Raw genomic sequence first — 18856 nt, forward strand, 5'->3', positions numbered from 1 at the left:
GCCTTAAATGAAATACAATTGGTATACCACTCGTATGCAAGCAATACTCGTGCCAAACACCTGAAATCTTTCGGTTAGAATCGCTCCATCATGAATGCCCGCCACGACATGTCCGCCACCGCCAGCGTCCCCGCCGAGATCGATACCGAGACCGATACCCCAGCGGGGCTGGAGGCGCTTTCTCTCGACGCGGCGGCGCAGTCCGCAGGCCTGGCCGAAGCGGGCGGGCCCAGCCTCGGCCTGCAAGCCTATGAAGCCCTGGTGGACCTGATCCTGTCGCGTGAACTCAAGCAGGGTGAAGCAGTGCAGGAACGCGCCCTGGCAGGGCGCCTGGGCATTTCACGCACGCCCCTGCGCGAGGCCATGCACAGGCTGGAAGGCGAACGCGTGCTGGAGCGCAAGGGCAATGGCCGGCTCTATGTGCGCCTGGTCACGGTGCAGGAAATCATGGAAGTGCTGCACGTGCGCCGACTGCTGGAGTCCGACGCTGCCGCCCGCGCCGCCGGCAAGTTGCCAGCCGGTGTGGCCACCGAGCTGCGTGCGCGCATCGATGCGCTGATGCAGCGCGACGATGCCGCCGATCCCGAACATCAACGACTCGATGGCCGCCTGCACGGCCTCATCACCGATCATTGCGACAACCAGCTGCTGGCCGGGATGATCCTGGAACTGCGCCGCAAGACGCGCATGTTCTCGCTCAAGCGCATGGACAACCGCGCCCATCCCACCTGCCTGGAGCACCTGGCCATCCTGGAGGCGCTGGAGCAGGGCGATGGCGTGGCCGCCGCAGCGGCCACCGCCCGTCACATCGACAACATCCGCCAGGCCATCATCGACAAGCTGTTGGGCTAGACGGGCCTGGCCGGATCAGCGGGGCAGACTCAGAGCAGCTTGCCCGGATTCATGATCAGGTTGGGGTCGAAGGCCTGCTTGATGCGCAACATCAGTTCCATCTCCAGCGGTGCCTTGTAGTGGCGCAGTTCGTCGCGTCGCAATTGCCCCACGCCATGCTCGGCACTGATGCTGCCATTCATGTCGGTGACCAGGTCGTGGACCAGCCGGTTCAGCAGCAGCGTGGCAGCCTTGACCTCGTCGTAGCTGGAGGACAGCGGGATCATCACATTGAAGTGCAGGTTGCCATCGCCCAGGTGACCGAAGTTGATGATTTCGGCGGCCAGGCCACAGCCCGCGATGGCGGCCTCGGCGCGTTCCACGAAGGGCGCGATGGCCGAGATCGGCAGGGCGATGTCGTGCTTGATGACCTTGCCGGCGCGCACCTGCGCCTGCGAGATGCCTTCACGCAGTTTCCACAAGGCGGCCGATTGCGTGCCGCTGGTGCAGAACATGGCATCCCCCACCAGTTGGTCTTCCAGTGCCTGGCCGAGCACATCTTCCAGCATGGCCTGCAGGCCCAGGTCTTCGGTATCGGCCAGTTCGATCAGTGCGTTGTAGGCGGCCGGCTGCGCCAGCGGTGCGCGGGTCTCGGTGACATGTGCCAGCACCAGCGCCAGCGACGCCGCCGACATCATTTCAAAGGCCACCAGCCGGTCGCCGCAGCGTGCGCGGGTGCGCGCCAGCAGCTCGGCCAGTTGCGGCAGCGAGTCGGCACCGACCCAGGCGGTGGCGCGGGCATGGGGCTGCGAGAAGAGCTTGAGCACCGCGCCGGTGATCACCCCCAGCGTGCCTTCGGAGCCGATGAAGAGATCGCGCAGGTCGTAGCCGGTGTTGTCCTTGCGCAGGCCACGCAAGCCGTTCCAGATGCGGCCATCGGGTAGCACCACTTCCAGCCCCAGCGCCAGTTCGCGCATATTGCCAAAGCGCAGCACCGCGATGCCGCCCGCATTGGTGGCGAGGTTGCCACCGACCGTGCAGCTGCCTTCCGCGCCCAGGCTCAGGGGGAAGTAACGGCCGGCCGCGCGTGCGGCTTCCTGCGCATGCGCCAGGATCACGCCAGCATCGACCGTCATGGTGTTGTTGATGGGATCGACGTCACGGATGCGGTTCATGCGCGTGGTCGAGAGGATCACCTGGGCGCCGCTGTCGTCGGGCGTGGCGCCGCCACTCATGCCGGTATTGCCGCCCTGGGTGACGAGGGGCGTGTGGGTCAGGTGGCACAGCCGAACGACCTCGGCGGTCTGGGCGGTATCGGCCGGACGCACCACCACGGTCACGCGGCCTTGCCATTTGCCCAGCCAATCCTTGAGATAGGGGGCTTGTTCTTCGCTACCGGTGACCAGTCCGGCATCGCCCACGATGGCGCGCAGTCGTTCGATCAGTTCCTGGGTGTTCTCGCTCATGTCATGCTCCATGCCAATTCATCTTGATGCGGCCGATGGCCATCGCCACCGCAGCCTGGCTGGGCTCGACCACCGGCATGCCCAGCGCCTGTTGCAAGGGTTCGCGATAGGCGGCCATGCCGGCGCAGCCCATGACGATGACGTCGGCCCCTTGTTCATCGCGCAGCCGGCGACCGACCTCGCTCATGCGCGCCAGCGTGCGTTCGTACTGCGCCAGTTCGGTGACGTTCAGGCCGATGGCCAGCTCACCAGCCAGGCGCGACTGCACACCCATGGCACCATAGGCGCGCAGGTGACGTGCGATCGAGCCCTGCAGGATGGCGATGACGCCGAAGCGCTGGCCCAGCGTCAACGCGGTCAGCACGCCGCTTTCCATGATGCCCAGCACCGGCACGTCCATGGCCTCGCGCACCGCATGCAGGCCGGGATCGGAATAACAGGCGATGACGAAGCCGGCCGCGCGCGCACGCAGCGAGCGCGCCAGCGACACCAGTTGCGGCGCCACGCTGTCCACGTCCTGCTGGGTCTGGATGCCGGGCGGACCGGAGGGCAGCGACAGGCATTCGATGGCAGGGCCGCCGGCCATGCGCATGGGCGCCATGGCGGTATCGATGCCGTGCGTGACGGCCGCCGTACTATTGGGATTGATGACGAAGAGGGTCTGGCCGTCGGCCGGGGCGTGGGACATGAGGGGCTTTCGCTAGTGGGAGCGGATGCAAGGACTGTAACCCAGGCCGACGGGCATGCTCCTTGCTCATTTGTCGGTTCCCCTTAACATGCTGTTATGCGCGACGAGGACATATGGCACTGAACCTGCGCCAGATCGAGGTATTCCGTGCGGTCATGACGACCGGCTCCATCAGCGGCGCTTCGCAACTGCTGTTCGTCTCCCAGCCCGCGGTGAGCCGGCTGCTGTCGCACACCGAGCAACGGGTCGGCTTCGCCCTGTTCGAACGCATCAAGGGCCGGCTCTATGCCACGCCCGAGGCCAAGAAGCTGTTCCATGAAGTGGAGCACGTCTACCAGGCCGTGCAGCGGGTCAACGAGCTGGCCACCGACCTGTCGGAAAACCGCAGCGGCATCCTCAACATCGTCTCCAGTCCCAGCATCGGACAGATGCTGATCCCGCAGGCCATTGCGCTGTTCCGCAATCGCCATCCCGACGTCAAGCTGACCTTCCACTGTCTCAACTACGGCTATCTCAAGGACCGGCTGCTGGCGCGCCAGGCCGACCTGGGCATCATCATCCTGCCCATGGAGCATCCCAGCCTGGAGGTCACGCCCCTGTGCAGCAACCGGCTGGTGTGCGTGCTGCCTTACAACCACGAGCTGACCCGGCGCGGCACCCTGACCCTGGCTGACCTGCGTGCCTTCCCGATGATTTCCTACAACCGCGACTCGCCCTTTGGCGGCATCGTCGGACGTTTCTACCAGGCCGAGGAAGAGCCGCTGCGCCCCATCATGGAAGTGGGCTCGCCCCAGAACGCCTGTTCGCTGGTGCAGATGGGCGCCGGGGTGGCGCTGGTCGATGAATTCTCGGTGCGCAGCTGGGCCGGCACCAGCCAGATGGTGGTGCGTCCGGTGGCGCGCGCACCGATCCTGCGGGCCAACCTGGTGCATGTGCGCACCGAACCGCTCTCGCAACTGACCCAGGCCTTCATCGCGCAACTGCAGCAACTGGTGCAGGTGCAGGGCTATGGGGTGCCGCAGGAGGGGAGTGCATAACACGACGTTAAGGCGTGCGCACAAAAAGGTAAGCGACAAGGGCAGGGGGCTCCCCGACAATCGTTTCCATCTTGTCCCGCCCCTTCTGTGATCGGGGCCTCGCTTCCACCCTTTGTCTACGGAAAGTCGCGCATGTCGAACTCGTCCTCTTCCTCATCTTCTTCATCTTCCTCCTCGCTGGCCACGGCCCGCGGCGTCTACACGATCTGCCCCACGCCTTTCCATGCCGATGGCTCGCTGGACCTGGGCAGCATTTCCACCCTGGTGGAGTTCCAGATCCAGGCCGGTGTGTCCGGCCTGGCCATCCTGGGTTTCCTGGGTGAAGCCCACAAGCTCTCCAATGCCGAACGCCGTGCCGTGACCGCCACCTTCGTCCAGTGCGCGGCGGGCCGCGTGCCGGTGTGGGTGGGCGTGCGCGCGCTGGGCCTGGCCGGTGCCATCGAGCAGGCCACCGAGGCCGCCGAGGTGGGCGCCGCCGCCGTGTTCGCCGCGCCCCTGGACAATGCGTCGGACGCCGTGCAGTTCGATTACTACCAGTCGCTGGCCGCCGCGCTGGCGATCCCGGTGGTGATCCATGACTTCCCCGATTCCTTCGGCACCGAGATCAAGGCCGAGGTGATTGCGCGCCTGGGTCGCGAAGGCGGCGTCAACTTCATCAAGATGGAAGAGCCGCCGGTGGGCCAGAAGATCAGCCGCATCCGTGACCTGGCCGGTGAATCCATGCGCATCTTCGGTGGCCTGGGTGGCGTGTACTTCCTGGAAGAGCTGCAACGCGGTGCCGTCGGCACCATGACCGGCTTTGCCTTCCCCGAGATCCTGGTGCGCATCTATGACAAGTTCGCTGCCGGCGACCTGGCCGGCGCGGCAGCCACCTTCGACAAGTATTGCCCGCTGATCCGCTACGAGTTCCAGCCCAAGATCGGCCTGTCGCTGCGCAAGTATGTCTACCGCAAGCGCGGCGTGATCTCCAGCGACGCCATCCGCTCGCCGGGCATGCGCATCGATCCCGAGACCGAGCGCGAGCTGGAAGCGGTGATCGCCCGCGTGGGCCTGGACCTGAGCCAGCGCGGCGCGCTGGTGATCGAATAAGGGGATCACATGGACCTGTCCATCTCCGGTCGCCGCGCCCTGGTATGCGCCTCCAGCAAGGGCCTGGGCCTGGCCTGCGCCACTTCGCTGGCGCGTGAAGGCGTGGCCGTGACCATGACCGCGCGCGGCGCCGACGTACTGGAAGCCGCGGCGCGCCATCTGCGTGAGACCACCGGTGCCACCATCACCACCGTGGTCGGCGACATCACCACGCCCGAGGGCCGCGCCCTGGCGCTGGCGGCCTGTCCCGACCCGGACATCCTCATCACCAATGCAGGCGGCCCCAAGCCGGGCGACTTCCGCGAATGGTCGCGCGATGACTGGATCGCCGCGGTGGATGCCAACATGCTGACCCCCATCGAGCTCATCAAGGCCACCGTGGATGGCATGATGAAGCGCGGCTTCGGTCGCATCGTCAACATCACCTCCGGTGCCGTGAAGGCGCCCATCGATGTGCTGGGCCTGTCCAACGGCGCGCGTTCCGGGCTGACCGGTTTCGTCGCTGGCCTGGCACGCAAGACCGTGGCGCACAACGTCACCATCAACAACCTCTTGCCCGGCCCCTTCGAGACCGAGCGCCTGCTGACCACGGCGGCGGCCAGCGCACGCGGTACCGACAAGACGCCCGAGCAGATCCTGGCCGCACGTCGCGCCGCCAATCCGGCCGGCCGCTTTGGCCAGCCTGCCGAATTCGGCGATGCCTGCGCCTGGCTGTGCAGCGCCCAGGCCGGCTTCGTGACGGGGCAGAACCTGCTGATGGACGGCGGCGCCTACCCGGGAACCTTCTGATTCCACCGAGACAGACTGGAGCACCATGGACTTCGACCTCACCATCCGCAACGGCCGTATCTCCACCGATCGCGAGACCTTCGTGGCCGACATCGGCGTGAAGGACGGCGTGATCGCACGCATCGCTCCGAACCTTCCCGCCGGACGCGAAGACATCGACGCTGCCGGCCGCTGGGTGCTGCCCGGCGGCATCGACAGCCATTGCCACATCGAGCAGCTCTCGGGCATGGGCATGATGTGCGCCGACGATTTCTATTCGGGCACGGTGTCGGCCGCCTTCGGCGGCACCACCACCATCATCCCCTTCGCCGCCCAGCATCGCGGCAAGCGCATCCCCGACGTGATTGCCGATTACGCGCAGCGCGCCCGGGAAAAGGCGGTGATCGACTATGGTTTCCACCTGATCCTGGCCGATCCCGATGAGCAGGCCCTGCAGCATGACCTGCCGCAAGCCATCCGCGACGGCATCACCTCGCTGAAGGTCTACATGACCTACAACGCCCTGAAGCTGGACGACTACCAGTTGCTGGACGTGATGGCGCTAGCCGGGCGCGAGGGCGCGCTGCTGATGATCCATGCCGAGAACCACGACATGATCCGCTGGATCGCTTCGCGCCTGCTGGACCAGGGGCACACCGCACCGAAGTTCCATGCGGTGGCGCACGACCCGCTGGCCGAAGCCGAAGCCAGTAATCGCGCCATCGCACTGTCGCGGCTGATCGGCGTGCCGGTGCTGATCGTGCACGTGGCCGGCGCCGAGACGGTGCAGACCATCCGCAACGCCAAGCTGCTGGGGGCGCAGATCTACGCCGAGAGCTGCCCGCAATACCTGTTCCTGACCGCCGAGGATATCGACCTGCCCGGCGTGGAAGGCGCCAAGTATTGCTGCAGTCCGCCACCGCGCGATGCCAACGCGCAAGAGGCGGTGTGGGAGGGCCTCAAGGATGGCACGCTGGGCATGTATTCCTCGGACCACGCGCCCTACCGCTTCGACGAGAGCGGCAAGCTTCCGCGCGGCGAAGACACCACCTTCAAGGAAATGGCCAATGGCGTGCCCGGCATCGAACTGCGCCTGCCGCTGCTGTTTTCCGAAGGCGTGCTGGGCGGGCGCATCGACATCCATGAGTTCGTGCGCCTGACCGCCACCAACCACGCCCACATGTATGGCCTGTCGCACTGCAAGGGCAACATCGCCGAGGGGCTGGATGCCGACCTGGTGATCTGGAACCCCGAACGCGAGACCACCATCAGCGCCAGCCTGCTGCACGACAACGTCGGCTACACCCCCTACGAAGGTCGCCAGATCAAGGGCTGGCCGGAAGTGGTGACCAGTCGCGGCCGGGTCGTGGTCAGCGATGGCGAACTGAAGGTGCAACGCGGGTCGGGACGCTTCATCGTCCGCCAATGCCCGGAACCGGCCAGCATCGCGCAACGGCCGTCACGCAGCAATCTGCCGGGCTTGCTCGGCCTCAAGGGAAAAGCATGGGAGCAGCAATGAACGCAAGCAAGGACAAACGCTTCGGCCTGGCCGTGGCGCAGATGGGGCCGGTACAGCTGGCCGAGGATCGTGCCAGCGTGGTGCGCCGCCTGCTGGAGATGATGCGCGAAGCCGCCTCGCGCGGCGCGAAGATGGTGGTCTTCCCCGAACTGGCGCTGACCACCTTCTTCCCGCGTTACTGGATGGACGACCAGGCCGAGGTCGATGCGCGCTTCTTCGAATCCGAGATGCCCGGGCCGCAGACCCGCCCGCTGTTCGAGCTGGCGGCGCAACTGGGCATCGGCTTCTATCTCGGCTATGCCGAACTGACGCCCGACGGCCATCACTACAACACTGCCATCCTGGTCGATGACAAGGCCAAGATCGTGGCGCGCTATCGCAAGATCCACCTGCCGGGCCATAGCGATCACAAGCCCGAGGCGCCGTTCCAGCATCTGGAGAAGAAGTACTTCGAGGTCGGCAACGATGGCTTTGGCGTGGCCGACATGCTGGGGACCCGCATCGGCCAGTGCCTGTGCAATGACCGCCGCTGGCCCGAGACCTATCGCGTCATGAGCCTGCAGAGCGCGCGCATCGTCACGCTGGGTTACAACACGCCGTCCTGGAACATCCACTGGAACGAGCCGCCGCACCTGCGCATGTTCCACCACCTGCTGTCGCTGCAGGCCAATGCCTACCAGAACGGCCTGTGGGTCGCGGCGGCGGCCAAGTGCGGCTTCGAGGATGGCTTCCACATGATCGGTGGCTCGGCCATCGTCGCGCCGTCCGGCGAGATCGTGGCGCAGGCGCAGGGTGAAGAGGATGAGGTCATTTTCGCCAATTGCGACCTGGGCCTGGGCGAGACCTTCCTGGAACACGTCTTCAATTTCGCCAAGCACCGTCGTCCCGAGCACTACCGCCTGATCGTCGAGCGCACCGGCGCCGGCGCACCGCTGGCGCCGTCCGAACTGTCCACCTGAACTTTCCAATTGATCCCACCCACACTGAGGAGTGATGCAATGTTTCCGTTCCTGGCCCTGCCGTCCAAGTTCTCCCTGAAGTGTTCCCTGCTGGTGGCCGTGGCGGCCAGCTCCCTGCTGTCGGCCGGCGTCATGGCCCAGGGCGGCCCGCTGCGCACCGGCGTGGATGCCACCTTCGCACCGCACGCCATGGTCAAGCTGGGCGGCGGCCTGCAAGGCTTCAACATCGACCTCGGCGAAGAACTGGCGCGCCGCCTGGGCCGCAAGATCGACATCGAAGGCACCGAATTCTCCGGCCTGGTCCCGGGTTTGAACGCCAAGAAGTACGACTTCGTGTTGGCACCGGTAACCGCCACGCCCGAGCGTGCCAAGGCCATGCTCTTCACCGAAGGCTATCTCGATACCGACTACACCTTCGTCATCAAGAAGGGCGGCACGCCGATCAAGGCGCTGGACGACCTGAAGGGCAAGACCGTGTCGGTCAACAAGGGCTCTGCCTATGAACTGTGGGCCCACGACAATGCGGCCAAGTACGGCTTCAAGTACGACGTCTACGGCAACAACGCCGATGCCGTGCAGGCAGTGCAATCGGGCCGTGCCGATGCCAACCTGGCCGGTAGCACCGTGGCTGCCTGGGCCGCCAAGCAGAACCCGGCCGTGCAGACCACCTACACCGTCAAGACCGGCCTGGTCTGGGCGCTGGCCTTCCGCCTGGATGACAAGGCCGGCCGCGACGCCGCTGGCATGGCCCTCAAATGCATGAAGCAGGACGGCACGCTGGGCAAGATTGCGCAGAAGTGGTTCGGCTATACCCCGGCTGCGGACGCCACCGTGGTCAAGGTCGGCGTGGGCCAGGGCGTGCCCGGCCTGGATGGCTATGATCCGACTCCGGTCACCCTGAAGTGCAACTGAGCAGCGACCGTACTGCGAAAGCGATAGACCCATGAACGCTGCCCCCATCCTCGAAATCGTCGGCCTGCACAAGTCCTATGAAGGCAACACGGTCCTGCGTGGCATCGACCTGCGCGTGCGCGCCGGCCAGCTGATCTGCGTGATCGGCCCGTCCGGCTCGGGCAAGAGCACCATGCTGCGTTGCTGTAACCGGCTGGAAGAGCCCAGCGCCGGCCAGATCGTGGTGGATGGCGTGGATATCATGCATGCGCGCACCGACCTCAACGCGGTGCGCCAGAAGATCGGCATGGTGTTCCAGCAGTTCAATCTCTATCCGCACCTGAGCGTGCTGGGCAATGTGATGCTGGCCCTGAAGAAGGTGCAGGGCCACTCGCATGCCGAGGCCGAGAAGCGCGCGCGCCGGGCACTGGAGCAGGTGGGCATGCTGGCCAAGGCGGACAGCTATCCCGGCCAGCTCTCCGGCGGCCAGCAGCAGCGCGTGGGCATTGCCCGTGGCATCGCGCTCGAACCCAAGGTGATGCTCTTCGACGAACCCACCAGCGCGCTCGATCCGGAGCTGGTGGGCAGCGTCTTGCAGGTGATGCGCGAGCTGCGTGAATCCGGCATGACCATGCTGGTGGTGACCCACGAGATGGCCTTCGCCCGTGCGGCGGCTGATCGCGTGGTGTTCATGGATGGCGGCGTGATCGTCGAGGAGGGGCCGCCCGAGCAGATCTTCGGCGCGCCCCAGCATGCACGTACCAAGGCCTTTGTCAGCCGTTACGCTGGTCATGCTGGCCATGCCGGCCACGCCTGAGAGCGCCATGCAGCAATTCCTCTTTACCTTCTTCAATGCCGAGATCGCCGCGCGCTACTGGCGCGACATCCTCAACGGCATGGGCGTGACCGTGTTGCTGAGCCTGGCGGTGATTGCCGCCGGTCTCTTGCTGGGCCTGCTGCTGGCGGTGGTGCGCGCCACCGGCCGTCGCCTGCCGGTGTTCCTGGTGGTGGCCTTTGCCGACGTGATGCGGGCCTTGCCGCCGCTGATCATCATCATCGTGCTGTTCTTCGCCTTTCCCTACATCGACCTGGCGATGTCCTCGTTCACCGCCACCTGGCTGGCCCTGACGCTGGTGCTGGCGGCCTATGCCGAAGAGAGCATCTGGGCCGGCATCGCCGCCTTGCCGCGCGGGCAGGGCGAGGCGGCGCGCTCCACCGGCCTGTCGTGGGGCCAGACCATGCGCGCGGTGATCCTGCCGCAGGCACTGCGCATGGCCGTCCCGGCGCTGACCAATCGCGTCATCTCGATCACCAAGAACACGGCGCTGGGCTCGGTGGTGGCCTTGTCCGAGATCCTCAATACCGCCCAGGCCGCCAGCAGCAATGCCGGCAATCCCACGCCGCTGATGCTGGGCGCGCTGGCCTACCTGGTGATCTTCATTCCGGTGGTGCTGTTTGCGCGCTGGCTGGAAACACGCTGGCGCTGGAAACGATAGGAGAGGGCGATCATGGATGCCTTGTTGCAGAACTTTTTCAATCTGGAAGTCTATCGCCAGGTGCTGCCCTTCCTGCTGGGTGGACTCTGGACCACGGTGTGGCTGTCGCTGCTGGTCATCCCCATCGGCGTGGTCTCGGGCATGGTGCTGGCGCTGCTGTCCACGCAGAGCGGCTCGCGCACGGTGCGCATCGCGGTGGCGGTGTATGTGGACTTCTTCCGTTCCTTCCCGCCGCTGGTGCTGCTGATCCTGATCTACTTCGGCGCACCCTTCCTGGGGCTGGAGTTGCCCAAGTTGCTGGCAGTGGCGCTGGGCTTCATGTTCAATAATTCCAGCTATTTCGCCGAGGTGCTGCGCGCCGCTATCGAGAGCGTGCCTTCCGGCCAGATGGAAGCCGCGCGCTCCACCGGCCTCACACGCTGGCAGGCGCTGGCCCATGTGGTGGTGCCGCAGGCGGTGCGCAATGCGCTGCCCGACCTGGTGGGCAACTGCATCGAGGTCATCAAGCTGACCACCATCGCCAGCGTGGTGGCCCTGCCGGAACTGCTGCGGGTGGCGCGCGACGCCCAGTCGCTGGTCTACAATCCCTCGCCCATCGTGCTGGCCGCCGTGCTCTACCTGATCCTGCTGCTGCCGCTGGTGCGCTGGCTGTCGCGACTGGAGCATCGCGGCCGGGCGCTGCACTGAGCTTGCGGCCAGCCGGCGTGCTGGTCTGGCCGCTGGTCTGGTCGCTGATCAGCGCGGTGCCGGGTCCAGGCCGGATGCCTTGATGGCCGCCTCGGCTTCCGGCGAGGCCAGGTACTGCAGCAGTTCCCGGGCTGCCTGCGGCTCCCTGGTGCCGACCACCACGCCCACCGAGAACGGCGTGAGCTGCTGCGCGCTTTCGGGAATGGGGCCGATGATGTCGATACCCTTGATCGGCTTGAGTTCGGAAATCTGTTGCAGGCCGACCTCGGCCTCGCCACGCGCCACCACTTCACCCACCGGCTCGGCCGGAATCATGCGGCCCTTGTAGGCCATCTGCTGGTCGATCCCCAGGCGCTTGAACAGCTTGGTGGAGAGGAACACGCCACTGGCACTATCCGAATAGACCACCGAGTGCGCCGTCAGCAGCGTGCGCTTGAAGGCATCGAGCGTGGAGATATCGGGCCTGGGCGCACCGGCCTTGACCGCCAGGCCGATGCGCGAGAGCGCCAGCAGCCTGTGCTCGGAACGGGATACCTTGCCCTCGGCCACCAGCTTGTCCAGCGAATCGCCGACCATGATCACCACATCGATGTGCTCACCACGTTGCAGGCGGTTGGGAATGGCCTGCGGGGTCTCGCCCATGGATGGACCCCAGCCCGAAATGAGCTTGTGGCCGGTCTTCTTTTCGAAGTCCGGGGCCAGTGCCTTGTAGGCAGCGGCAAATCCCCCCGAGCTGACCACGTGGAGATCGGCGGCGGTGGCCAGGCTGCTGGCGGCGCCGATGAGCAGGGCCAGCACGCTGCGCTGGATGAGGGAATGCGTGAGGATATTTTTCATATGGATCTCCGATTGGCGTTTTTAATTCGAGGTTTGGAATGGGACCCGATAGTTTGCGGAGTATCCTTTGAAAAGTTAATTGCATTTAATCTTGGGATTAATAACAAATGCGCATCAATATCGAGACCGCGGCATTGCAGGCCTTCATTGCCGTGGCACGCCAGTCGAGTTTCCGGGCGGCCGCCGAGGGCTTGTTCATCACCCAGCCGGCGCTGAGCAGGCGCATCGAGAACCTTGAGCAGGCATTGCAGGAACGCCTGTTCGACCGTACCACGCGACGCGTCTCGCTGACACCGGCCGGCGAGTTGCTGCTGGTACATGCACAGGCGGTGATGGAAGAACTGGAGCTGGCCGTCAGGAGCGTGGAGCAGGGCATGGCGCAGCGCCGCCAGCATGTGACGGTGGCCTGCGTCCCCTCGGTCGCCAACAACCTGCTGCCGCTGGTACTGAAGCCCTATGCGCGCAGCCACCCCGAGGTGCGGGTACGCATCATCGATGAGAATGCGGCCGACGTACTGGAGAGTGTGCGCAAGGGCGAGGCTGATTTCGGTATCAACTTCATCGGCGCGCAGGAAGCCGAGATCGATTTCGAGGAACTGACCCGCGAGCGTTACCTGGCGGTCATGCCGGCCCATCATCCACTGGCCGCGCACGGCACCCTGAACTGGAAAGCGCTGGCCGGCGAAAAGCTGGTCTCGGTATCGTCCAGCAGCGGTAACCGCAGCCTGATCGACAACGCCTTCGCCCGCGTACCGCAGCGACCGGTCATCCAGTACGAGACCAACCACGTGGCCGGCGCCATCAGCCTGGTCGCCGCCGGCCTGGGGGTGGCCCTGTTGCCGGAGCTGGCGATCCGCAACGCACCCTACCAGGGTATCGTGGCGCGCCCGGTGACCAGCCCGGTCCTGAGCCGGGCCATGGGCTTGATCAGCCTGAAGGGGCGGGTACTCCACCCGGCGGCGGCCACGCTGGCCCAGGCGCTGCGTGATGCGATCATGGGCCGGGATGTGGGCCGGAATGTGGGTCGGAATGTAGGTCGGAATGCGGGCCGGCGACGATCGCGCCCCGATCCTGGCTGAACTGCCTATTTTTTGTGCGGTTTATTGGGAGGGCACGCCGATGTGCCGCTTGCGCGTCGGGAAAATGAGTTATCCACAAATTTATGCACATAAATCGGGGATAAGTTTTCAGTAAGGACGGGCTTCCCGGGCCGTTTGCGCAAATAGTTTGCAAGAGCGCGGCCCATAAAAAAAGGCCTTCTTGTGCGAAGGCCTTTGTTTTCTGATTTTCGTATCGGTATGCGGTTTTCAGCGCATTTTTTGCCTGCCCGCGCCATGGTTCTGGTGGCGTTGCCGGGGTGGCAAATTCCGAAGAGGGAGCGATTATATAGGCGCTTCAGGAAAAATGATACTGCCGGCAGCAGAAATATCACGATGCCGCTTTCTCGAAGAAAATATCAAATAAAAATCATTATCATCTATAATTTGCCGCTCCCTCCTCCATCAATGGCGACGGTATGCGCGAAGACTCTCAGAATCTGCCTCTGCTGGATGCCCTGATGCGCCACTACGACGAGCTGGTCGATCATGTGCGCCGTCGTTTCGGCGACAAGAACTTTGCCCATGAGGTGGTCCACGAGGTGTATGTGCATGTGGTCAATGCCCGTCCGCGTGAGCAGGAGGGGACGCCGCTGGCGCTGCTGAAACACATCTCGACCTGCAAGGCCATCGATCTGCAGCGTGCGGCCAACAGCCGCAACCAGTGGCAGGAATCGGTGGATGCCGTACCCGACATCAGCCAGCACCATATCGATGGCGAGGAAGTCCTGCGCGGCAAGCAACTGGTCGACGCGCTCGAAAACGTCATCAGCGACCTGCCGCCGCGCTGCCGGGAAGTCTTCGTGCTGCACAAGCTGGAAGAGCTGTCGCAGGATGAGGTGGCGACGACCCTGGGCATCTCGCGCAAGATGGTGGTCAAGCATATGGAGCGGGCAATGTCGGCGATCCGGCCGGTGTGGTTTGGCGCCCAGGACGATATCGGCGGTGCCGCGCTGCGCGAGCCATTGGCCGCACGCCTGCCGTCGGGGGCCAGCATCGCGCGCGGGGCCGCCAAGCGCCGTGTGGTGCGCGGCATCGCCACCATGACCGCGATGCTGCTGCTGTGCTCCGGGACGGCGTGGCTGGTCGATCCGGCCTACGACACACGCCAGGTCGCCACCGCCGTCGGCGAGACCTCCACCATCACCATGGCCGATGGCAGCCGCATCCATCTCAATACCGATAGCGAAGTGCGGGTCGAGTCGCGCCTGTTCTCGCGCCGCATGACATTGCTGCGTGGCGAGGCCGGGTTCGACGTGGCCCATACCTATCGCTCCTTCGTGGTCCAGGCCCATCGCACGACGGTGACCGATATCGGTACCGTGTTCGATGTACGCAACCTGGAAGACGGCGCGCGCGTGAGCGTGCAGCAGGGCGCCGTGGAAGTGCGCAGCGATGACGGCCAGGCGCAGGTGCTGCTGGCCAATCAGGCGGTGTACTCCCGTGGTGGACAACTGGAGCGCTTGCCCGATCTGGACGCCGACCAGAACGGCGCATGGCGGCGCGGCAAGCTCTACTTCAACGGCACGCCACTACGCGAGGCGGTGCGCGACATGCAGCGCTACCTGGCGCAGCCCATCCTGCTGTCGGATGCGCGCATCGGCGAGCTGCGCCTGTCCGGCGAATATGACATCAAGGACGTGGATGACCTGCTGCGCGTGCTGCCGACGATCCTGCCGGTGACGGTCAGGCGCGGCGCGCACACCGTTGTCATCGCGGCCAATCCGGTTGCGGCCAGGAATCCGTCTAAATAAAAATAATTTTTATTTAGAGGTTCCCAGAGACCGATCTGATTTCGGTAACTCCTATAAACAACAATCACTTTTATAGGAGTAGTTCATGCGTGGTGCCATTGCGGGGGCAGGCCGTTCCTCTCGTCGTACTTTCAAACTCAGATCCTGCGTGTTCGCCGTGGGCATGTCGCTGGCCGCGCTGGCCTGGGGCCAATCTGCGCCGGTGGAACTGGATATCCCGGCGCAGCGCCTGGACAATGCCCTGCGCTCGCTGGCGCGGCAGTCGGGCAAGCCCATCGTGTTTTCCACCGACATTGCCGAGAAGCGCCAGGCGCCGGCCATCAAGGGTTCGCTGACCGTCGATGAAGCGCTGCAGCGCCTGCTGGAGCAGAGTGGCCTGGAGGTGCATCCCACCGGTGCCGGTGGCTATGCCATCATCAGCGGCAAGAGCGCGGTGGCCGATCGCCTGCCGGACGTCGGCGTGAGCAGCTCGCGTCCCTCGCTGTTCGCCACCGATGGCGTCAACGTCGGCGCGCTCGGCTACAAGAAGCCGGAAGAGTTGCCGTTCTCGGTGCAGTCCTACTCCAGCGAACTGATCGATACGCAAGAGTCGCGCACGATGATGGACGTGCTCAAGAATGATCCGTCGGTGCAGGACGCCACGCAGGCCGGCGCCTATGAAATGGTGCGTATCCGCGGTTACTTTTCCGACTGGACCAATACCGTGCGACGCGACGGTCTGTCGGTGGCCCCCTACTATGAGATCCCGCTGGAAAACATCGAGCAGATCGACCTGCTGAAGGGGCCGTCGGGCTTCCTCTATGGCATCAACTCGCCGGGCGGCACGATCAATTACGCCATCAAGCGCCCGACCAAGGATCGCTTCACCAGCATCAAGACCTCGCTGCGCGATAACGGCGGCACCTATGTCGCGCTCGATACCGGCGGCCCGCTCGACGATGGCCGCTTCGGCTATCGTTTCAACGTCGCGCGCGAACGCAATGGCGATTTCCATCACAACGGCGATACCTCGCGCGACTTCGTCAGCGGCGCCTTCGACTGGGCCATCAATCCCGACCTGCTGGTGCGCGCCAACTTCGACTACCAGGAGCGCAAGATCGCGGCACAACCCTCGATCGGCCCTTATCTCAACGGCCAGCTGCCCTCCATCAGCAGCATCGATCCGCGCACGCTGCTGGGCCAGCCCTGGCTGCAATATGAAACACGCACCTTCAACATCGGCGCCGACCTGCAATACCGCATCAACGACAGCTGGAAGCTGACCACCCGCGCCGCACAGTCGTACAACGGCCGCGTGGCGGCCTTCCCTGACGTGTACAACGTCGCCACCAACGGCAATATCCTCTCGGGCGACATCTACTACAACCCCAACCAGAGCTTTCGCGTGATCTCGACCGATACCTATGTGTCGGGCGATTTCGCCACGATGGGCGTCAAGCACCAGTTGGTGACCGGCTTTTCCACCCGCAATTTCCAGGCGATCGAGTCGGGGTTCGCGGTGCTCAGTGACACGGTGGGCAACATCTACAATCCGGTCTACACGGCAGCACCGTCCAACCTGAGCTACCCCAATCACAACACGTCCAAGAACTATCAGCCCAGCGTCTTCATCAGCGACCTGATGTCGCTCTCGGATCGCTGGGACCTGATGCTGGGCCTGCGTCACGTGCGCTACAAGAACGACAGCATGCCGGCCTCGGGCAAGAACACCTCGCAGAGCGCCAGCATCAATGCGCCCTCGGCGGCGGTGACCTACAAGATCCTGCCGAACCTGTCGACCTATCTCAGCTATGCGGAAGGTTTCGAGCAGCCCGGCCCGGCCGGCTACGACACCAACAACGCCGGCGAGAACCTGCCGCCGCTGAAGACCAAGCAATACGAAACCGGCGTCAAGTACGGTCTCACGCCGGAGCTGATGCTCACTGGCGCGGTGTTCCGCCTGGAGAAGACGCTGCAGTATGTCAACGCCGACCGCTTCACCGTGCAGGGCGGCGTGCAGCGCCATACCGGCGTCGAGCTGACGGCCAATGGCCGTATCAACAAGCAGCTGTCGGTGGTGACCGGCCTGGCCTATCTGCAGACCAAGGCCGACAACCCGGCCGATCCGACCGTGGCCGGCAAGCAGATCGCCGATGTCCCCAAGCTGCAAGGCAGCGTGTTCCTCGATTACCGGGTAGCGGCCATCGAGGGCCTGAACCTCAACGGCGGCCTGTACTACGTCGGTCGTCGTCCGCTCAATACGCAGAACACGGCCTGGATGGGCGGCTACACGCGCTTCGATACCGGCGCGCGCTACGCCACTCGCATCGGCGGCTACAAGACCACCTTCGGCCTGACCGTGCAGAACCTGCTCGACAAGCGCTACTGGGCGGCCGGCGACGCCGACATCAATGGCGCCTGGGCCGGCAAGCCGCGCACCATGTTCCTCAGCGCCCAGGTCGATATGTAGTCCGCCTGGCGGCGGCTTGTGCTGGTCCGACCCGGTCTGGCCGCGCCAGGCGTTTCAGGCAACAGCAGTATCGCGTTCTCCTCCCGCCAGGGAGAGGACGCGTCCATCGCCCGCCAGCCCTTGCCAGCATGCGCGACCCTCTCCCGTTCAACCCGGACCAGATAAGGAAGGCAGCATGGCACTTGCGCTCGCTCATACCACTCCCCCTGCAACCGGACCGGCGGCTTCACCGCTGCCGGCCATTTCTTCTTCCATTTACCGGCATCGCCTGACGCCGCTCGAATGGACCGCCATCACCCGCATCGTCGATGAGCTGGAACAGAGTTTCGGCAGCGTCGAGACGCCCGAATTCGCCGATGCCTGCAGTCTCTCGGCCCAGCAATTGCCGCGCAGCCTGCGCGAACTGGCGCATCGCTTCAAGTATCTGCACCTGCCGTGCGGCGCGGTGCTGCTCAGTGGCGTGCCGGTCGATGATGCGCGCATCGGTCCTTCGCCGGCGCACTGGGACGCGCCCTGGCGCAACCCGCCCAGCCTGCGCGAAGAGATTGCGCAATGCCTGATCTCGGCGGCGCTGGGCGATATCTTCGGCTGGCGCACACAGGAGAATGGTCGCTTCCTGCGCCACATCGTCCCCATCGACAAGGAGCGCAACGAACAGCTGGGCGGCAGCAGCAGCACCACGCTGGTATGGCATAACGAAGAGGCCTTCCATGCGCTGCGCTGCGATTTCCTGTCGATCTTCTGCTATCGCAACGAAGAACGCGCGCAGACCATCCTTTCCTATATCGGTGACCTGCACATCCCGGATGAAAAATGGGCGGTACTGGCCGCGCCGCGCTTCGTCATCCTGCCCGACAAATCGCATCTGCCGGACCAGAACATCAGCGAGCACTGGCGTCTGGACGATCATGCCTTCGCGCACATCCGCCGCATGCATGCCGATCCGCAACCGGTGCCGGCCTTGTCGGGCGCGCGCGAGCAGCCTTTCATCCAGGTCGACGAAGCCTTCATGCAGGCACTGCCCGGCGACCAGGAAGCCGCTGATGCACTAGATTGGCTGCTGCGCCAGTTCGACGCGCACCAGGCCGCAGTCATCATGCAGCCCGGCGACATGCTGTGGATCGACAACAAGCGCGCCGTGCATGGCCGCTCGATCTACCAGCCCAACTACGGTCCGCGCCATCGCTGGCTGCGTCGCGTCAACCTCACCCTCAACCTGCGCGGTTCGCTGCCCTATCGCGAAAACGCCATCGGTCGTCACATCGTCTGAACGGCCCGCATCCCTCTA

Annotated in this window: 17 protein-coding genes; 14 read left to right on the forward strand and 3 right to left on the reverse strand. The window is 64.8% G+C overall.

The features are described 5' to 3' along the window. The first annotated feature begins 90 nt into the window (after positions 1–90). Positions 91–852: a GntR family transcriptional regulator gene (locus tag ACIPHN_RS19280; protein ID WP_400438775.1), complete on the forward strand. Its 762-nt coding sequence runs from the start codon at positions 91–93 to the stop codon at positions 850–852. Between the two features lie 29 nt (positions 853–881). Here the strand turns inward: ACIPHN_RS19280 and ACIPHN_RS19285 are convergent, their stop codons facing one another. Both ACIPHN_RS19285 and ACIPHN_RS19290 read right to left on the reverse strand, forming a co-directional pair. Further along, positions 882–2297, reverse strand: coding sequence for an FAD-binding oxidoreductase (locus ACIPHN_RS19285; protein ID WP_400438777.1), 1416 nt, complete (start codon positions 2295–2297; stop codon positions 882–884). A gap of 1 nt (position 2298) precedes the next feature. Then, a complete protein-coding gene (locus ACIPHN_RS19290; protein WP_400438780.1) occupies positions 2299–2985 on the reverse strand; it encodes an aspartate/glutamate racemase family protein in 687 nt (228 codons plus the stop codon). 113 nt (positions 2986–3098) lie between these two features. On the opposite strand from ACIPHN_RS19290, the gene ACIPHN_RS19295 reads away from it, so the two are divergent. From ACIPHN_RS19295 to ACIPHN_RS19335, 9 genes are all read left to right on the forward strand, one after another. After that, complete coding sequence (locus tag ACIPHN_RS19295; RefSeq protein ID WP_400438783.1) at positions 3099–4022, forward strand: LysR substrate-binding domain-containing protein; 924 nt, start codon at positions 3099–3101, stop codon at positions 4020–4022. Between the two features lie 132 nt (positions 4023–4154). Then, positions 4155–5111, forward strand: coding sequence for a dihydrodipicolinate synthase family protein (locus ACIPHN_RS19300; RefSeq protein ID WP_400438785.1), 957 nt, complete (start codon positions 4155–4157; stop codon positions 5109–5111). 9 nt (positions 5112–5120) lie between these two features. After that, positions 5121–5900, forward strand: coding sequence for an SDR family oxidoreductase (locus ACIPHN_RS19305; RefSeq protein ID WP_400438788.1), 780 nt, complete (start codon positions 5121–5123; stop codon positions 5898–5900). A gap of 25 nt (positions 5901–5925) precedes the next feature. Further along, positions 5926–7398 (forward strand): dihydropyrimidinase, encoded by a 1473-nt coding sequence (hydA, locus tag ACIPHN_RS19310; protein ID WP_400438791.1) that lies wholly within the window; start codon positions 5926–5928, stop codon positions 7396–7398. After that, positions 7395–8357: an N-carbamoyl-D-amino-acid hydrolase gene (locus ACIPHN_RS19315; protein WP_400438793.1), complete on the forward strand. Its 963-nt coding sequence runs from the start codon at positions 7395–7397 to the stop codon at positions 8355–8357. The genes hydA and ACIPHN_RS19315 overlap by 4 nt, the downstream gene beginning before the upstream one ends. A gap of 39 nt (positions 8358–8396) precedes the next feature. Further along, a complete protein-coding gene (locus tag ACIPHN_RS19320; protein ID WP_400438796.1) occupies positions 8397–9269 on the forward strand; it encodes a transporter substrate-binding domain-containing protein in 873 nt (290 codons plus the stop codon). A gap of 31 nt (positions 9270–9300) precedes the next feature. Next, a complete protein-coding gene (locus tag ACIPHN_RS19325) occupies positions 9301–10065 on the forward strand; it encodes an amino acid ABC transporter ATP-binding protein (protein WP_400438799.1) in 765 nt (254 codons plus the stop codon). 7 nt (positions 10066–10072) lie between these two features. Next, positions 10073–10744, forward strand: coding sequence for an amino acid ABC transporter permease (locus ACIPHN_RS19330; protein ID WP_400439155.1), 672 nt, complete (start codon positions 10073–10075; stop codon positions 10742–10744). A 12-nt stretch (positions 10745–10756) separates the two neighbouring features. Further along, positions 10757–11431, forward strand: a complete 675-nt coding sequence (locus ACIPHN_RS19335) for an amino acid ABC transporter permease (RefSeq protein ID WP_400438801.1) — start codon at positions 10757–10759, stop codon at positions 11429–11431. A gap of 48 nt (positions 11432–11479) precedes the next feature. On the opposite strand, the gene ACIPHN_RS19340 is transcribed toward ACIPHN_RS19335, so the two are convergent. Next, entirely contained in the window at positions 11480–12268 is a 789-nt protein-coding gene (locus ACIPHN_RS19340) for a substrate-binding domain-containing protein (protein ID WP_400438803.1), read from the reverse strand. A gap of 107 nt (positions 12269–12375) precedes the next feature. On the opposite strand from ACIPHN_RS19340, the gene ACIPHN_RS19345 reads away from it, so the two are divergent. From ACIPHN_RS19345 to ACIPHN_RS19360, 4 genes are all read left to right on the forward strand, one after another. Next, positions 12376–13347, forward strand: a complete 972-nt coding sequence (locus ACIPHN_RS19345; RefSeq protein ID WP_400438806.1) for a LysR family transcriptional regulator — start codon at positions 12376–12378, stop codon at positions 13345–13347. A 437-nt stretch (positions 13348–13784) separates the two neighbouring features. Continuing rightward, positions 13785–15119: a sigma-70 family RNA polymerase sigma factor gene (locus tag ACIPHN_RS19350; protein WP_400438809.1), complete on the forward strand. Its 1335-nt coding sequence runs from the start codon at positions 13785–13787 to the stop codon at positions 15117–15119. Positions 15120–15204: 85 nt separating this feature from the next. After that, positions 15205–17568, forward strand: coding sequence for a TonB-dependent siderophore receptor (locus ACIPHN_RS19355; RefSeq protein ID WP_400438812.1), 2364 nt, complete (start codon positions 15205–15207; stop codon positions 17566–17568). Between the two features lie 175 nt (positions 17569–17743). Beyond that, the gene (locus tag ACIPHN_RS19360) at positions 17744–18838 is read left to right on the forward strand and encodes a TauD/TfdA family dioxygenase (protein ID WP_400438814.1); all 1095 of its coding nucleotides are present in this window, start codon (positions 17744–17746) and stop codon (positions 18836–18838) included. Positions 18839–18856: the final 18 nt, after the last annotated feature.

The organism is Herbaspirillum sp. NPDC087042 (assembly GCF_044745245.1).
Taxonomy (GTDB): domain Bacteria; phylum Pseudomonadota; class Gammaproteobacteria; order Burkholderiales; family Burkholderiaceae_D; genus Herbaspirillum.

Bases quoted from the DNA above. Each gene is read 5' to 3' on its own strand.
- ACIPHN_RS19280 (WP_400438775.1), top strand. From the start codon at position 91: ATGAATGCCCGCCACGACATGTCCGCCACCGCCAGCGTCCCCGCCGAG.
- ACIPHN_RS19285 (WP_400438777.1), bottom strand. From the start codon at position 2,297: ATGAGCGAGAACACCCAGGAACTGATCGAACGACTGCGCGCCATCGTG.
- ACIPHN_RS19290 (WP_400438780.1), bottom strand. From the start codon at position 2,985: ATGTCCCACGCCCCGGCCGACGGCCAGACCCTCTTCGTCATCAATCCC.
- ACIPHN_RS19295 (WP_400438783.1), top strand. From the start codon at position 3,099: ATGGCACTGAACCTGCGCCAGATCGAGGTATTCCGTGCGGTCATGACG.
- ACIPHN_RS19300 (WP_400438785.1), top strand. From the start codon at position 4,155: ATGTCGAACTCGTCCTCTTCCTCATCTTCTTCATCTTCCTCCTCGCTG.
- ACIPHN_RS19305 (WP_400438788.1), top strand. From the start codon at position 5,121: ATGGACCTGTCCATCTCCGGTCGCCGCGCCCTGGTATGCGCCTCCAGC.
- hydA (WP_400438791.1), top strand. From the start codon at position 5,926: ATGGACTTCGACCTCACCATCCGCAACGGCCGTATCTCCACCGATCGC.
- ACIPHN_RS19315 (WP_400438793.1), top strand. From the start codon at position 7,395: ATGAACGCAAGCAAGGACAAACGCTTCGGCCTGGCCGTGGCGCAGATG.
- ACIPHN_RS19320 (WP_400438796.1), top strand. From the start codon at position 8,397: ATGTTTCCGTTCCTGGCCCTGCCGTCCAAGTTCTCCCTGAAGTGTTCC.
- ACIPHN_RS19325 (WP_400438799.1), top strand. From the start codon at position 9,301: ATGAACGCTGCCCCCATCCTCGAAATCGTCGGCCTGCACAAGTCCTAT.
- ACIPHN_RS19330 (WP_400439155.1), top strand. From the start codon at position 10,073: ATGCAGCAATTCCTCTTTACCTTCTTCAATGCCGAGATCGCCGCGCGC.
- ACIPHN_RS19335 (WP_400438801.1), top strand. From the start codon at position 10,757: ATGGATGCCTTGTTGCAGAACTTTTTCAATCTGGAAGTCTATCGCCAG.
- ACIPHN_RS19340 (WP_400438803.1), bottom strand. From the start codon at position 12,268: ATGAAAAATATCCTCACGCATTCCCTCATCCAGCGCAGCGTGCTGGCC.
- ACIPHN_RS19345 (WP_400438806.1), top strand. From the start codon at position 12,376: ATGCGCATCAATATCGAGACCGCGGCATTGCAGGCCTTCATTGCCGTG.
- ACIPHN_RS19350 (WP_400438809.1), top strand. From the start codon at position 13,785: ATGCGCGAAGACTCTCAGAATCTGCCTCTGCTGGATGCCCTGATGCGC.
- ACIPHN_RS19355 (WP_400438812.1), top strand. From the start codon at position 15,205: ATGCGTGGTGCCATTGCGGGGGCAGGCCGTTCCTCTCGTCGTACTTTC.
- ACIPHN_RS19360 (WP_400438814.1), top strand. From the start codon at position 17,744: ATGGCACTTGCGCTCGCTCATACCACTCCCCCTGCAACCGGACCGGCG.